General features: G+C 58.5%; 17 protein-coding genes and 1 tRNA gene. 14 read left to right on the top strand and 4 right to left on the bottom strand.

Features of this window, described 5'->3' with window-relative positions:
- Nucleotides 1–54 precede the first annotated feature (54 nt).
- The 8 genes from BFP70_RS06810 to BFP70_RS06770 all read left to right on the top strand — a co-directional run bounded on the left by BFP70_RS06810 (nucleotide 55) and on the right by BFP70_RS06770 (nucleotide 5,091).
- Nucleotides 55–129, top strand: a tRNA-Val gene (locus tag BFP70_RS06810).
- A 75-nt stretch (nucleotides 130–204) separates the two neighbouring features.
- On the top strand, nucleotides 205–330 hold the full coding sequence (gene ykgO / locus BFP70_RS06805) for a type B 50S ribosomal protein L36 (RefSeq protein ID WP_038065693.1): 126 nt from the start codon (nucleotides 205–207) through the stop codon (nucleotides 328–330).
- A 593-nt stretch (nucleotides 331–923) separates the two neighbouring features.
- Complete coding sequence (locus tag BFP70_RS06795) at nucleotides 924–1,163, top strand: WGR domain-containing protein (protein ID WP_066010935.1); 240 nt, start codon at nucleotides 924–926, stop codon at nucleotides 1,161–1,163.
- Nucleotides 1,164–1,259: 96 nt separating this feature from the next.
- Entirely contained in the window at nucleotides 1,260–1,718 is a 459-nt protein-coding gene (locus BFP70_RS06790) for a RidA family protein (RefSeq protein WP_066010609.1), read from the top strand.
- A complete protein-coding gene (locus BFP70_RS06785; protein ID WP_066010608.1) occupies nucleotides 1,718–2,470 on the top strand; it encodes a glycerophosphodiester phosphodiesterase family protein in 753 nt (250 codons plus the stop codon). Before BFP70_RS06790 ends, BFP70_RS06785 begins: the two co-directional genes overlap by 1 nt.
- A 63-nt stretch (nucleotides 2,471–2,533) precedes the next feature.
- Nucleotides 2,534–3,724, top strand: coding sequence for a GNAT family N-acetyltransferase (locus tag BFP70_RS06780; RefSeq protein ID WP_066010607.1), 1,191 nt, complete (start codon nucleotides 2,534–2,536; stop codon nucleotides 3,722–3,724).
- 59 nt (nucleotides 3,725–3,783) lie between these two features.
- Entirely contained in the window at nucleotides 3,784–4,656 is an 873-nt protein-coding gene (locus BFP70_RS06775) for a mechanosensitive ion channel family protein (RefSeq protein WP_176715508.1), read from the top strand.
- 42 nt (nucleotides 4,657–4,698) lie between these two features.
- The gene (locus BFP70_RS06770; RefSeq protein WP_066010606.1) at nucleotides 4,699–5,091 is read left to right on the top strand and encodes a 4a-hydroxytetrahydrobiopterin dehydratase; all 393 of its coding nucleotides are present in this window, start codon (nucleotides 4,699–4,701) and stop codon (nucleotides 5,089–5,091) included.
- A gap of 99 nt (nucleotides 5,092–5,190) precedes the next feature.
- On the opposite strand, the gene BFP70_RS06765 is transcribed toward BFP70_RS06770, so the two are convergent.
- Nucleotides 5,191–5,679, bottom strand: a complete 489-nt coding sequence (locus BFP70_RS06765; RefSeq protein WP_066010605.1) for a peroxiredoxin — start codon at nucleotides 5,677–5,679, stop codon at nucleotides 5,191–5,193.
- 78 nt (nucleotides 5,680–5,757) lie between these two features.
- Here BFP70_RS06765 and BFP70_RS06760 point away from each other — a divergent pair, with 78 nt between their 5' ends.
- From BFP70_RS06760 to BFP70_RS06750, 3 genes are read left to right on the top strand one after another with little or no spacing between them, the layout of a single operon-like run.
- Nucleotides 5,758–6,960, top strand: coding sequence for an NAD(P)/FAD-dependent oxidoreductase (locus tag BFP70_RS06760; protein ID WP_066010604.1), 1,203 nt, complete (start codon nucleotides 5,758–5,760; stop codon nucleotides 6,958–6,960).
- 3 nt (nucleotides 6,961–6,963) lie between these two features.
- Nucleotides 6,964–7,527 (top strand): 16S rRNA (guanine(966)-N(2))-methyltransferase RsmD, encoded by a 564-nt coding sequence (rsmD, locus tag BFP70_RS06755; RefSeq protein WP_066010603.1) that lies wholly within the window; start codon nucleotides 6,964–6,966, stop codon nucleotides 7,525–7,527.
- Nucleotides 7,528–7,573: 46 nt separating this feature from the next.
- Nucleotides 7,574–8,230, top strand: a complete 657-nt coding sequence (locus tag BFP70_RS06750; protein ID WP_066010602.1) for an HAD family phosphatase — start codon at nucleotides 7,574–7,576, stop codon at nucleotides 8,228–8,230.
- Here BFP70_RS06750 and BFP70_RS06745 read toward each other — a convergent pair.
- Complete coding sequence (locus tag BFP70_RS06745) at nucleotides 8,227–8,676, bottom strand: response regulator (protein WP_176715507.1); 450 nt, start codon at nucleotides 8,674–8,676, stop codon at nucleotides 8,227–8,229. The two genes, BFP70_RS06750 and BFP70_RS06745, sit on opposite strands and share 4 nt — an antisense overlap.
- Nucleotides 8,677–8,736: 60 nt before the next feature.
- Entirely contained in the window at nucleotides 8,737–9,549 is an 813-nt protein-coding gene (gene map / locus BFP70_RS06740; RefSeq protein WP_369820190.1) for a type I methionyl aminopeptidase, read from the bottom strand.
- Nucleotides 9,550–9,664: 115 nt separating this feature from the next.
- Between map and BFP70_RS06735 the strand changes: the two genes are divergently transcribed.
- Genes BFP70_RS06735 through BFP70_RS06725 form a run of 3 tightly spaced genes read left to right on the top strand, consistent with a single transcriptional unit; the run spans nucleotide 9,665 to nucleotide 12,071 of the window.
- Nucleotides 9,665–10,393 carry a competence/damage-inducible protein A gene (locus tag BFP70_RS06735; protein ID WP_066010599.1) on the top strand — a complete coding sequence of 243 codons (729 nt, stop codon included), beginning with the start codon at nucleotides 9,665–9,667 and terminating at the stop codon, nucleotides 10,391–10,393.
- Nucleotides 10,390–11,115: a GNAT family N-acetyltransferase gene (locus BFP70_RS06730; protein WP_066010598.1), complete on the top strand. Its 726-nt coding sequence runs from the start codon at nucleotides 10,390–10,392 to the stop codon at nucleotides 11,113–11,115. The genes BFP70_RS06735 and BFP70_RS06730 overlap by 4 nt, the downstream gene beginning before the upstream one ends.
- The gene (locus BFP70_RS06725) at nucleotides 11,112–12,071 is read left to right on the top strand and encodes an OmpA family protein (protein WP_066010597.1); all 960 of its coding nucleotides are present in this window, start codon (nucleotides 11,112–11,114) and stop codon (nucleotides 12,069–12,071) included. Before BFP70_RS06730 ends, BFP70_RS06725 begins: the two co-directional genes overlap by 4 nt.
- 71 nt (nucleotides 12,072–12,142) lie before the next feature.
- Here BFP70_RS06725 and BFP70_RS06720 read toward each other — a convergent pair whose 3' ends face one another.
- A complete protein-coding gene (locus BFP70_RS06720) occupies nucleotides 12,143–13,048 on the bottom strand; it encodes a LysR family transcriptional regulator (protein ID WP_066010596.1) in 906 nt (301 codons plus the stop codon).
- Between the last annotated feature and the right edge of the window lie 284 nt (nucleotides 13,049–13,332).

Here is a 13,332-nt window from a genome sequence, read left to right as displayed (position 1 = left end):
GGCAGATCGGACCGAGCAAATGCATGGTAACGAGGTCGAGACGCAGAGGAAAGTGGGCGGTTAGCTCAGCGGTAGAGCACTACGTTGACATCGTAGTGGCCACTGGTTCGATCCCAGTACCGCCCACCATTAAATTCATCGCCCCCATCCTTCGGGGGTTTTCGTATTCAAGGCGCACGCGCGCCGCGACAAGGAGACCGGACCATGAAAGTTCGCAACTCACTCCGCTCGCTCAAGCAGCGTCACCGCGATTGCCAGGTCGTGCGCCGCAAGGGCCGCGTCTATGTGATCAACAAGACGCAGCGTCGTTTCAAAGCCCGTCAGGGCTAAGATCGACCGAGCTAGTTATATTAAAAAACCGCGCTGTTCATTCAGCGCGGTTTTTTAATATTTGCACCGATGATATTGGCTGCGGTCCGCAGCAGGTCTGCTTATACACGCAGCGCTATCCAAGCCCGCCGTTTATAAGCCCCGCCGCGACAGGGTGTAATTTAGGCTAAGCCAAGAACACATACCGACCACCCCACCTATCGCCGCAAGCAATAAGTTCAACGCCAGCCGATCGCTGTTGACGTCCAGCGACGCATGACGCGCGAGCCACACAAATACCAATGCAGCCCCCCAACCTGTCACAAATAAAATCGAACATAATTTCATTCTTAAAGCCTCCCGTCTTTGCACGACTGTCCCGTGTCTTTGACTATCTATATGCTGCCGATCCCATGCGAACGCGGCCAGGCGGGCTGCGCAGACAGGGATCACACCGCGCCGGACCTCCCCTTCCGTTACGGCATATTCAAAGCCTGCCTTAGGTTTTCCCATCCTTCAAGACTATTCCCACCGTATAATATGCATTTTTCGGTGGCGCGATGCCTGCGCTTCTGATTCTGTCGAACGGAAATGAACAACCGGAAGGCGCTGCCATGCTGACCATGATTTTACACCGGGGCGCCGCGCGTCGGTTTTATCGTGTTGAAGTCACCTATAACCTGTTTGGGGAATATACCGTTTTGCGCGAATGGGGGCAGTCGGGGCGGTCAACAGGGATGCGCAAGGTATGGTTTGGCAACCTGCGCGACGCCGTGCAAGCCGCAGATAACTGGAACCGCCGCGCCCAGCGGCGCGGATATGATCTAACCGAAACCGCGGCCTTTGGCGGATGATCCTCCTGCCCGGCTGAATGCGCTTGCGCCCACCATCCCCCGGCCCTAGCCTGTGGCGCAAATACCGCAGATTTCCCCCAATACAGGACCATACCAATGTCAAAAATCGACGCCCGTCTGGCAGAGCTGTCGCTTACATTGCCCGCCGCCCCCGCCCCTGCGGCCAATTATGTGCCCTATGTGCAAAGCGGCGCACAGCTTTTTGTCTCGGGTCAGATTTCGGCGGATGCCAATGGGCTGGTCACCGGGAAACTGGGCGCCGACCTAGATGTCACCGAAGGTGCCGCCGCAGCCCAGCTGTGCGCGTTGTCACTGATCGCGCAGGCCAAAGCGGCCCTGGGGGATCTGGACCGTGTTGCGCGGGTCGTAAAATTGGTTGGCTTTGTGAATTCCACCGCCGATTTCACTGATCAGCCCAAGGTGATCAACGGCGCCTCTGACCTGATGGTTCAAGTTTTTGGCGAGGCTGGTCGCCACGCACGTTCTGCCGTTTCTGCGGCGTCTTTGCCAATGGGTGTAGCGGTCGAAATCGAAGCGATCTTTGAGATCGCCTGATGCCTTTGCATCCCGATTTTCTGCGCCTGCCCTTGGCCCATCGTGCCTTACATGATCGCGCCAAGGGCAGGCCCGAGAACAGCCGCGCAGCCATCTGCGCCGCGGTTGAGGCAGGCTATGGGATTGAAATTGATCTGCAGCTCTCCTGTGATGGCGTGCCAATGGTTTTTCACGACTACACGCTGGACCGATTGACAGGGCACTCTGGCGCGGTGCATGCGAAGACAGCAGCACAGTTAGGCGCGACAGGGCTGCGCGACGCGCAAGACGGCATCCCCACATTGTCACAAGTCTTGTCCCTTGTGGACGGCAAAGTCCCCTTGCTGGTTGAGCTGAAAGACCAAGATGATCCGCAAGGCGCGGGCGGCGGGCCCTTGGAACAGGCGGCGGCACAGGTATTGACGCAATATGGCGGGCCGCTTGCCGTGATGTCTTTCAGCCCGCTGGCGATGGCCCGGTTTCACGCAGCCGCCCCGCAGATTGCTACCGGGCTGACCACCTGCGCCTATAGCGCCGAACATTTCCCCGATATGCCTGCGGTCCTGCGCAGCCGCCTTTCACAGATTTCCGATTATAACGCGATCGGCGGCAGTTTCATCTCACATCAGTGGCAGGATCTGGATATGGCACGGGTACATGATCTAAAGGCGCGCGGGGCGGCCATCCTGTGTTGGACCATTCGGACATCAGAACACGCGGCACAGGCCCGGCAGATTGCGGATAATATCACCTTTGAGGGCTTTCTTGCCTAACCCGTCGATCACTTTCGTCTGTGCTCCCTTGACCCAGGGCGCGGACAATCCAAGATATGCACAATGACTGGCCCTGACCCCCTTTTGGACCCCACCGATGCCGTCGATATTCGGCTGGCCGACGGTGTCACGTCGATTCCGGCACAGACATGGGACAGTTGCGCCTGCCCCGAGGCCAACACAGGCCGCCCCCTGGACCCGTTCACCACCCATCGGTTCTTATCGGCGCTGGAGCGTTCAGGCTCGGTCGGGCGCGGCACAGGCTGGGACAGCCGCCCAATGATCGCCATGCGCGGCGATACGCTGCTGGGCGTTGCTCCGTGCTATGTCAAATCCCACAGCCAAGGCGAATATGTGTTCGATCATGGCTGGGCGGATGCATTTGAGCGCGCAGGCGGCGACTATTATCCGAAACTGCAACTGGCCGTACCGTTCACCCCATGCACCGGCCGACGCCTGCTGACCGCGCCGGATCACGCGGTAAAGGGCCGCGCCGCCCTTTTAGCCGGCTTGTCGCAGATTGTCGAAAGCGCGGGCCTATCATCGGCGCATATTACCTTTTGTCAGCCAGATGAGGCCAAGTTAGCGGCTGCCGCAGGCTATCTGCACCGCATCGGCCAACAATTCCATTTTGAAAACCGCAACTACTCCAGCTACGATGATTTCCTGGCCGAGCTGTCGTCACGCAAGCGAAAGGCTCTGCGCAAAGAGCGGCAAAAGGCGCAGGCCTTTGGTGGCACTATCGTGCAGCTGACCGGCGATCAGATTCTGCCCAGCCATTGGGACGCGTTCTGGACATTTTACCAAGACACCGGGGCGCGCAAATGGGGCACACCCTATCTGACCCGCGCGTTTTTCGACGAATTGCACCAAATGCGCGACGATGTGCTGCTGATCCTGGCGCTGCGCGACGGCGAACCGATTGCAGGCGCGTTGAATATGATCGGGCGGGAAACGCTGTTTGGCCGCTATTGGGGTTGCACCGAAGATCACCCATTTTTGCATTTTGAACTATGCTATCACCAAGCCGTGGATTTCGCGATTGCCCATGGCATGGCGCGGGTCGAAGCCGGGGCGCAGGGCGATCACAAGTTGGCGCGCGGCTACCTGCCAGTTACCACACATTCGGCCCATTGGATCGCCCATCCCGGTCTACGCGCCGCTGTTGCACAGTTTGTAGAGGCCGAGCAGGCCGCCATCGACGAAGATATTGAGGTTTTGACCGATCTGGGGCCATTCCGCACCACAATATAGGGAACCTGACGGGAACTGGCGACGTTTGTCACATGACATATGGGCAAATGAGGATCAGTATGAATTTAGACGAACTTAGTCAGGTCAGCACATGGTTGACCGAAGATCGGATTACCGCCGCTATCGCCGGGGCGCTGAACGTGCTTATGGCCTTGGCAATTTTGATCGTTGCTTTGATCGTAGCCGGTTGGGCACGTGCGCGGATCAACAATCTTGCCTTACGTCATGCGAAGCTGGATGCCACCCTGTTCGGGTTCTTGGGCAATTTGGTAAAATATTTGATTTTGGCGATTGGGTTTATCTTTATTCTCAACCGATTTGGGATTCAGACAACGTCGTTGGCGGCATTGATCGGTGCGGCTGGTCTGGCGATTGGTCTGGCACTGCAAGGCACGTTATCTTCACTGGCGTCAGGGGTGATGATCATCATGTTTCGCCCCTTCCGCGTCGGCGATTACATTGATGCGGGTAGTCAGGGCGGAACTGTCACCGAAATCTCATTATTCTATGTAAACCTCAAGACCTATGACGGGATCCATATCGTGGTTCCAAACTCCGACATCTGGTCTTCGGCCATCACCAACTATTCAGAAAACCCGACCCGGATGATGGATCTGACGGTGGGGATTGCCTATGACGCCGATATCAAGACCGCCCGCGACATCTTACAGCGGATTGCCAATGACGACACGCGTGTTTTGGCAGATCCCGCGCCACAGGTAGGCGTGCGCGAGCTGGGCGACAGCTCGGTCAATTTAATGTTTCGCGCCTGGTGCAACACATCCGACTATTGGTCGTTCCGCTGGGAAGTGTTTGAAATGGTGAAGACTGAATTTGATGCCAATGGGATCGGCATTCCCTTCCCCACACGCACCCTAGTGCTGGAAGGTGGAAAAGAAGTGCAAGAAACCGTCAAGCCACGTTTAAGCTAAGGGAAAATGCCCCTGCCACGCGCCCATCCAAAGGAGCCCACCATGGTCAGCCGCCTCAGTGACGACGAACGCAATGCCTTCCTGCCCGCCTTGCAAGACAGTGGCTGGCGCGTGCTATCTGAACCGGACCGGTTACAAAAAATCTGGAAGTTCAGCGGATTTGCGGATGCGTGGTCCTTCATGTCTCACGCCGCGCTTTGCGCCGAGAAGATGGATCATCACCCCGATTGGAGCAATTGCTACAACACAGTCGATGTGACGCTTTCAACGCATAGCTGTGAGGGGCTGTCGATCTTGGATATCGAACTGGCGCGCGCATTCGATGCCACGCCTATCCCCGGCAAGGTAATCCGTCCCGCAGGTCAGGCCGCCGCACCCGACACGCAACCCGGCAACAGTGATGCCCCGGATCTATCGGATGATTTTCTGGACTGATCGTGGTTGGCGCAGGGCCTGGCATAAAAAATGACATAAAAAACGCGGCACCCCTTCCAGGAATGCCGCGTTTTTTGTGGTACCATCTGGCGTTGTGGCTCAGATGGCGTCCAAAAGGCCTTCGCCGGCGGAAATCTCACATGTGCCGGGGCTTTCTTCTTGGTGCAGAACCTTGACCACGCCATCTTCCATCAGCATCGCATAGCGTTTAGAACGTGAAATCAACCCGGCGGGCGGCGCCGTGAACTCCATGCCAATCGCGGTGGTAAACGCCGCTTCGGGATCCGCCAACATGGAAATTCCCGCCTCGGTCGCGCCGGTGGATGCACCCCAAGCCGCCATGACAAACGGGTCATTGACGGAAACGCAGATGATCTCATCCACGCCCTTGGCTGCGAATTGATCCTTGGTACGGATAAAGCTGGGCACATGCGCGGTCGTGCATACGCCGGTATACGCGCCGGGCACAGCAAAAATCACGACCTTACGGCCCTTCATCTTGTCGCCAAGGCTTACCGCCGTCGGGCCTTCATCGCCCAGCACCAGCAAAGTCGCGCCGGGCAAAACATCGCCTTGTTGAATGGTCATCTAGATCTCCCTGTCGTGTTGCACTTACAGACCTGAAAGATATAGGGTCAGCCCGACCAAGGACCAGAGGAAAAGCCAATGTCAGGGATCGTGATCGTTGGGGCCGGACAGGCGGCGGCCTCTATGGCAGCGAAATTGCGCAGCGAAGGGTATACGGGCGCAGTGACCGTGATCGGGGACGAGCCCTGCCCCCCCTATCAACGCCCCCCTCTGTCCAAAGCCTATCTTTTGGGCGAAATGCCACTGGAGCGCCTGACCCTGCGCGCCGATGAATTCTGGACCGACCAAAAGATTACCATGCGCACCGCAACCAATGTGCAGGCGATTGACCCAGCCGCCAGAGCCGTCACCTTTGGCGGCGAAACGCTGGGGTATGACCAATTGGCACTGTGCACGGGCGCCCCTGCGCGCCGCTTGCCAGCAGCAATGGGCGGGGATCTGCCTGGTGTGTTCACCGTCCGCGAACTGGCCGATACCGATGCGATGGCCCCACATTTCCAGCCCGGCAAACGGCTGGTGGTGATCGGCGGCGGTTATATCGGGCTGGAGGCGGCAGCCGTGGCACGCAAGCTGGGGCTGTCAGTGACCGTGGTCGAGGCCGCGCCACGGATCTTGGGCCGGGTGGCCTGCGCCCAGACCGCAGATACGATCCGCGCGCTGCATATCGCCAATGGCGTGATATTGCATGAAGGCACCGGGGTCGAAATGCTGCTGGGACAGGACCATGTCACCGGCGTTGAACTGTCCACCGGAGAGGTGCTTCCAGCCGATCTGGTCATTACCGGCATTGGTGTTACCCCCGCTACGGCGCTGGCGCAGGCGGCGGGTCTGGCTGTGGGCAATGGCATCGTTACCGATTCCTTAGGCCGAACATCGGACCCGCAGATCTGGGCGGCGGGCGATTGTGCTGAGATCGCGCTGGACGGGGGACGGGCCCGCCTTGAATCTGTTGGTAATGCCATCGATATGGGGGAGCTGGTCGCGCAGAACATGCTGGGCGCCAATATCGCCTATACGCCCAAGCCTTGGTTTTGGTCTGATCAGTTTGGTTCCAAATTACAAATCGCCGGGTGGAATGCCGGGGCGACGCAGATCATCACCCGCGCAGGCGATGGTCAAAGCTTTTGGTATTTCCGCGATGGCCGCCTGATAGCCGTCGACGCGCTGGATGATCCGCGCGCCTATATGGTCGGCAAACGACTGATCGAGGCGGCATCCTCCGTCACCCCTGAGGACATCGCGGACCCGAAAGTCGACCTGAAATCATTGATGCGGCGGTAAATCATGAGAATCATTGGCGGCAATAAACGCGGGCTGAAACTGACCGATGTGGGAGAGGGCGATGCCCGTGGCCATCTGCGCCCCACAACCGACCGCATCCGCGAGAGCATCTTCAACCTTCTGATAAACGGCACCCATGGCAATCCAATCCCGCAGGCCCGCGTCCTGGATCTGTTCGCAGGCACCGGCGCGCTGGGGTTAGAGGCACTGTCGCGCGGTGCCACCCGCGCCGCCTTTGTCGATGAGGGCACGCCAGCCCGCATTTTACTGCGCAAGAACATCGAATTGATGCAGGCGATGGGCACCACCGATCTGTGGCGCCGAGATGCCACCCGGATGGGGCCATGCCGGGGTGCGGGCTATGATCTGATTTTTCTTGATCCGCCCTATGGCATGGGTCTGGGCGAACGCGCCATGGCGTCATGTCTGGGAAACGGCTGGATCGCGCCTGGGGCGATGATCGTATGGGAAGAGAACACGCCGCCGCTTGTGCCTGCGCCGCTAGAGCAGATCGACCAGCGCAGCTACGGCGACACAATCGTAACCTTGGCACGCATGCCAATGTGATCGGCCACCGCAAGGCGGGCCGATACCATAAGGAATGGAGACAGCTATGACCGTCAAAGCGGTGTTATTTGACTGTGATGGGGTGCTTGTCGACAGCGAGCCACCCACTTTTGCGCTTTTGCATGAAGATTTTACCCGCTACGGGCTATCTCTCGACCCCCAGGACATGGAGCCATTGTTCATCGGTGGCACTATCGAAGGCTGCGCTGCGAAGGCGCGCGACATGGGCGCAACCCTGCCCGACAATTGGGCGGAGGATTTTTATCAACGGCTTTATGTACGGTTACGTACCAATACGCCCCTGATCCCCGGCATTCCTGCCCTGCTTGATCGGCTGGACGCGGCCAACATAGGCTATGCAGTGGGCTCTAACGGGCGGCTGGCAAAGATGGATGCGACGCTGGGCCAGCATCCCGCGATCAAAGCCAAGCTGGAAGGGCGCTTATTTTCAGGCCAGGAAACTGTGTCCAATCCAAAACCTGCGCCAGACCTGTATTTACATTGCGCCAAAGTGTTGGGCGTTGATCCCAGCGATTGCGTGGTCATTGAAGACAGCGCCACCGGCGCGCAAGCAGCCGCCAATGCCGGCATCCCCTGCTGGGGCTATGCCCCGCATGGCGACAACCCGGCGCTGGCAGCAACCGGTGCGCGGCTGTTCCACGATATGGCGCAATTGCCCGCGCTGATCGGCCTGCGCGATTAACTGAAATATTGCACAGGGCCGTCCTTGGGTGTGCCCTGTTCCAACACCATCGCAATAGCCTGTGCCAAATCCTGCAATGCGAAGGGTTTGGCCAGGACCTTGCGCGCCCCCAGCGATTTTACGATATCAAAGAAATGTGACGAGGCTTCGCCACCCACCGCGCCAGAAATCACAATCAGTGGCAGCGCGCCGCGCGGGTCAGACCCATCCATCGCGCGAATATTGCTCAGCCGTCCTGCAAGGGTGATCCCACCGTCACTGGTCAGCGCATCCCCACGACGAATGAAAATATCCGCGACGACGACATCAAACTGACCTTCGCGCAATGCGTCAAGCGCCACGGCGGCGCCTGAAACAACCGTGACCTGATGCCCAAAAATGGCAAGACCAGATTTAAGCGCCTCACTAAAGGCGACATCGTCTTCTAACAGCAAAACGTTGGCCATGCGGTCCTCATCGCTAAACACCACCATCAAACCTTGGGCGATTGCACCTTTACCCGAAGATCACCCCCAGGTGGGATAGAATTTCCCGGTCGGGCTTGTGGTGAAAATTTCGCACCCGCTCGCTGTTACACCAACGCAATGTTCAAACTGCGCCGACAACGATTTGTCGCGCGTCACAGCCGTCCAGTCATCTGCCAGAACCTTAGTATCAGCACGGCCCAGATTGACCATCGGCTCAATGGTGAAAATCATGCCTTCTTCCAGCACGGCACCCGATCCGGCACGCCCGTAATGCAAAACATTCGGCGGCGCATGAAACACCCGGCCCACACCGTGGCCGCAAAAATCACGCACCACGCTCATTCGGTTGCCTTCAACAAATTTCTGGATCGCATGGCCGATATCGCCAAAGGTATTGCCCGGCTTGACCGTCTCAATCCCGATCATCAGCGCATCATGGGTCACTTCGATCAGACGCTCGGCTTTACGCGGCAGGCTGCCGGCGACATACATCCGGGAACTATCGCCGAACCAGCCGTCGACAATCACCGTCACGTCAATATTCAGCACATCGCCATCTTTAAGCTTTTTATCGCCCGGAATGCCGTGACAGACCACATGATTGACCGAGATACACGAGGCATGCGAATAACCGCGATAGCCAATCGTCGCCGAGGTCGCGCCCAGCTCTTCCACCCGCTTGGCGATGAAATATTCCAGCTCTAGCGTGGTTTTCCCCGGAGCGACATGTTCTGCCACCTCATCCAAAATCTGCGCCGTCACCTGACAAGATTTACGGATGCCGTCAAAATCACTGGTCGTATTGTAGATACGGATCCCATCCTTGGTCACCGTTGCTTTGGGATCGTCCACGAGCATTCTCCTAAGTGTCTGTGCCCTAGATAATCACAAATGCGCAGCTTGGCCAGTGGTCGGGCTTTCCCATGCGGCACAGCCGTCCTATAGATTCGAAGCAAAGGAGAGCCCCATGTCAAACCCCACAGCCGCCATCCTCATCATCGGTGATGAAATCCTGTCCGGTCGCACCCGCGAAGGCAACGCGTATTTCCTGTCACAAGAGCTGACCAAGGCAGGCATCGACCTGCGCGAAATCCGCGTGGTGTCCGATGATCAGGCGCAGATCATCGACGCTGTGCGCGCGCTATCAGAACAATATGATACGGTGTTCACCTCTGGTGGGATTGGCCCAACCCATGATGACATCACCGCCGATGCCGTGGGTGCAGCCTTTGGCGCAAAGGTCGATATCCGCGATGATGCCCGCGCCTTGTTAGAGGCCCATTATGCCTCTCGCGGGACAACGGCGACGCCTGCGCGCCTGCGCATGGCGCGGATCCCGGATGGGGCACGACTGATTGACAATCCGGTATCGGTCGCGCCGGGTTTTAACATCGGTAATGTCTATGTGATGGCCGGTGTGCCAAATGTATTTCAGGCCATGGTGGCCTCGGTTCTGCCGACACTGACCGGGGGGGCTCCCGTTTTATCACGCAGCCTGCGCGTGCCACGCCCGGAATCAGAAATTTCAGAGCCGCTGCGCGATGCAGCACAGGAATATTCCGATCTGTCTTTTGGCTCTTACCCCTTTGTCGCAGATGGCGCCTATGGGGTGAACCTTGTGGTGCGCGGCCAGGATGAACCCCGGTTGGAGGCTGGCTTCGCCAAGCTGAAATCCCTGTTCCCGGAGGGCGAATGACCTCCCCTTTTGCCACCATCGACGCGACCTGGCCTGCCGCCCGGATGGTGCAGGCGGGCGGGTTCACAATCCGCGAAGGGCTGGGCGGCGGTAGCCGCGTCAGCTGCGCCAGTGTCACAGATGATCCGGGCACGACCGATATCGATGCCGCTGTTACCGCCCATCATGCGATGGGGCAAACGGCCTGTTTTCAAATCCGTCCGGGCCAGGACGCGCTGGATGCGGATCTGGCCCAGCGCGGCTTCCTCTTCTATGATCGCTCCAGCGTGTTTGACATCGCACTTGCAGATATGCCGACACAGGCGCCACATCTGTCGGGGTTTGCGCATTGGCCGCCCTTGGCCATCACCTGCGATTTGCTGGCCGAAGGTGATATAGGCCCACAACGACAGGCAGTCATGCACCGCGCCATTGGTCCCAAAGCCGTGGTATTGGGCCGCCATGACAACCGCGCCGCCGGAGCCTGCTTCATCGCAGCCCATCACCGCGACGATGGCATCACCGTCGCGATGGTGCACGGTTTGACGGTCAGCGTGTCGATGCGTCGTAAGGGGCTGGCACGGTCAATCCTGATAGAAGCCGCGCGGTGGGCCCGCGACATCGGCGCGACGCGTTTGATGCTGGTGGTTCGGGCCGAAAACCAGCCCGCCGTAGCGCTGTATCACAAGCTGCAGATGCAACAGGTGGGCCAATATCATTATCGCAAGGAACCTCACGCATGATCCGCCCCCGCTGTGTCTTCGTGTCCAAATGCCTGTCGCTTTATGCGCTGATGCTATGGCCAGGCACGATCTGGGCCCAAAGCTTTGCGCTGACCTTGCCGCAAGAGGCGACCATATCCGCCCAAGACAGCGATCCTGCTGCAAGCTACCGCCTGCTGATCGGGCCTTTCGCGCCGGAAGGCGGTCTGGCAGTGGACCTGGAAGGCGCGCGCAGCGACACCGCTTGGCGTTTGCCATCCAACCAACAGACGATCTTGCAGATCACCGCCCCGCTGCGGGCGCAATTGGCGGATGCCGGGTTTCAAACGCTTTATGAATGCGATGGGATGCATTGTGGCGGGTTTGATTTCCGATATGAGCTGGACCTGCTGCCCGAGCCGCAAATGCATGTGGATCTGGGCGATTACCACTATCTTGCAGCACGGCGCGGCGATGAATTCGCCGCATTGACGGTAAGTCGCTCGTCCAATTCGGGGTTTGTGCATCTGACAACCCTGTTCAGCCACCCGATTGATACGCCCGACACGTCCAGCCCGTTGGCGCAGCCTGTGGCCTCTGACCCCTTTGCGCAGACTTCGCAGATTGGCCAGACGTTAGAGCAGGACGGCTCTGCTGCGCTGGATGATCTGGTATTTGACAGTGGCAAAGCCACCCTAGAGGCCAAAACCTACGACAGCCTTAGCGGGTTGGCCGATTATATGGCTGCAAACCCCGCCGCGCGTGTGGCGTTGGTGGGACATACCGATACGGTCGGCGGGCTGCAGGTGAATATCACCCTGTCTCGGGCCCGCGCGCAGGCCGTGCGACAAGCATTGATCGCGCAATTTGCCATTGCCCCGGACCGGATCACCGCCGAAGGGGCCGGTTGGCTGGCCCCGCGCGATACCAACCTGACAGAGGCCGGGCGGCAAAATAACAGACGGGTCGAAGTGGTGCTCACTTCGACCCAAAGTTAGGGGAACAATAGGAGATGAGCACGCGGGGGGGGAGGTATCAGTGACCCGGCCTGCGCAAACGGTTTGATGGCTTACCAGCTCTCGGGACCGCGGGTTGCGAATGTCTGCGCAAGAAAATCAATAAAGGCGCGCACTTTGGGCTGGGTAAACCGGCCCGGAGGATACACGGCATATATGCCCAGTGTTTCCATCGGCAGATCCGGGATTGCCTCTTGCACCAGACCTTGCTGCATCGCCTCGGCATAAAGATAGCTGGGCAGATACGCGATCCCCAGACCCGAGATCGCAGCATGTAACAGCGATTGCCCATCATTCACGGTCAACCACCCAGCAGAGCGGACCTGACGCCGCTCCCCTGAGGGGGCCGTGATTTTCCACACATTGCCCGCCGATTGGTTGGAGTAATGTAGCAGCTTATGCTCGTTCAAATCATCGATCTTTTGCGGCCGGCCGTATTTCTCAAAATAGGCAGGCGAAGCGATCATGCGTTGTGACGTCTCGGTCAGTTTGCGTGCCCGGAGGGAACTGTCTTCCAGCTCTCCGACGCGGATGGCCATATCGAACCCTTCCGAGATCAGTTCAACATAGCGGTTATTCAGCACCATATTTACAGTGATATCAGGGTATTCACCAAGGAAGTCGCCCAGAACCGGTGACAACAGGTTCACCCCGAAATCGGTCGCAACCGAGATCCGCAACATCCCGGAGGGTGCGATCTGCATAGATGTGACAAGCGCATCTGCCTCGCCAGCATCGTTAAGAACCCGGCGCGCCCGGTCATAATAGGCCAGACCAATCTCGGTCGGGCTGACGCGGCGTGTCGTGCGGTTCAAAAGACGCGCACCCAGGCGGGCCTCCAACGAGGAGACATGTTTGGAAACGGCGGATTTTGAAATCCCCATTTTCTTGGCGGCGTCTGTAAATCCCCCTTGGTCCACAACAGTGGCGAAGGCTTCCATTTCGGTCAGGCGGTCCATGCAGGTTACCCTTCGGATCGTTTCTTGTTGTCCCTTTGATCGCGGTCAATAAGGGCCGAAATGGGGCCAAGCGTGGACAATATAGGGGAAAATTAAGTCTTTTGCCGGGCTGATGAAACGATTGTCGCGCAGATAAGAACGGCGACGCGCCAAGGAAACGCAGGGTCAACCCGCTGAAATATATATAAAATGACCCCCTCCATCGCGCGGCAGTGGGGCATAGAACGCCCCCGCCCCCGCGATACAAAACGGCGCAGCACGGGCAGGGAGGGAAATACCACCCC

The organism is Thioclava sp. SK-1, from assembly GCF_001705665.1.
Taxonomy (GTDB): domain Bacteria; phylum Pseudomonadota; class Alphaproteobacteria; order Rhodobacterales; family Rhodobacteraceae; genus Thioclava.
Note: the sequence above shows the minus strand (reverse complement) of the source record. Positions and strands in the feature narration are given on the sequence as shown.

Bases quoted from the DNA above. Each gene is read 5' to 3' on its own strand.
- BFP70_RS06720 (WP_066010596.1), bottom strand. From the start codon at position 13,048: ATGGACCGCCTGACCGAAATGGAAGCCTTCGCCACTGTTGTGGACCAA.
- BFP70_RS06760 (WP_066010604.1), top strand. From the start codon at position 5,758: ATGTCAGGGATCGTGATCGTTGGGGCCGGACAGGCGGCGGCCTCTATG.
- BFP70_RS06775 (WP_176715508.1), top strand. From the start codon at position 3,784: ATGAATTTAGACGAACTTAGTCAGGTCAGCACATGGTTGACCGAAGAT.
- BFP70_RS06785 (WP_066010608.1), top strand. From the start codon at position 1,718: ATGCCTTTGCATCCCGATTTTCTGCGCCTGCCCTTGGCCCATCGTGCC.
- rsmD (WP_066010603.1), top strand. From the start codon at position 6,964: ATGAGAATCATTGGCGGCAATAAACGCGGGCTGAAACTGACCGATGTG.
- BFP70_RS06790 (WP_066010609.1), top strand. From the start codon at position 1,260: ATGTCAAAAATCGACGCCCGTCTGGCAGAGCTGTCGCTTACATTGCCC.
- BFP70_RS06770 (WP_066010606.1), top strand. From the start codon at position 4,699: ATGGTCAGCCGCCTCAGTGACGACGAACGCAATGCCTTCCTGCCCGCC.
- BFP70_RS06795 (WP_066010935.1), top strand. From the start codon at position 924: ATGCTGACCATGATTTTACACCGGGGCGCCGCGCGTCGGTTTTATCGT.
- BFP70_RS06750 (WP_066010602.1), top strand. From the start codon at position 7,574: ATGACCGTCAAAGCGGTGTTATTTGACTGTGATGGGGTGCTTGTCGAC.
- BFP70_RS06735 (WP_066010599.1), top strand. From the start codon at position 9,665: ATGTCAAACCCCACAGCCGCCATCCTCATCATCGGTGATGAAATCCTG.
- BFP70_RS06730 (WP_066010598.1), top strand. From the start codon at position 10,390: ATGACCTCCCCTTTTGCCACCATCGACGCGACCTGGCCTGCCGCCCGG.
- BFP70_RS06725 (WP_066010597.1), top strand. From the start codon at position 11,112: ATGATCCGCCCCCGCTGTGTCTTCGTGTCCAAATGCCTGTCGCTTTAT.
- BFP70_RS06765 (WP_066010605.1), bottom strand. From the start codon at position 5,679: ATGACCATTCAACAAGGCGATGTTTTGCCCGGCGCGACTTTGCTGGTG.
- BFP70_RS06780 (WP_066010607.1), top strand. From the start codon at position 2,534: ATGACTGGCCCTGACCCCCTTTTGGACCCCACCGATGCCGTCGATATT.
- BFP70_RS06745 (WP_176715507.1), bottom strand. From the start codon at position 8,676: ATGGCCAACGTTTTGCTGTTAGAAGACGATGTCGCCTTTAGTGAGGCG.
- ykgO (WP_038065693.1), top strand. From the start codon at position 205: ATGAAAGTTCGCAACTCACTCCGCTCGCTCAAGCAGCGTCACCGCGAT.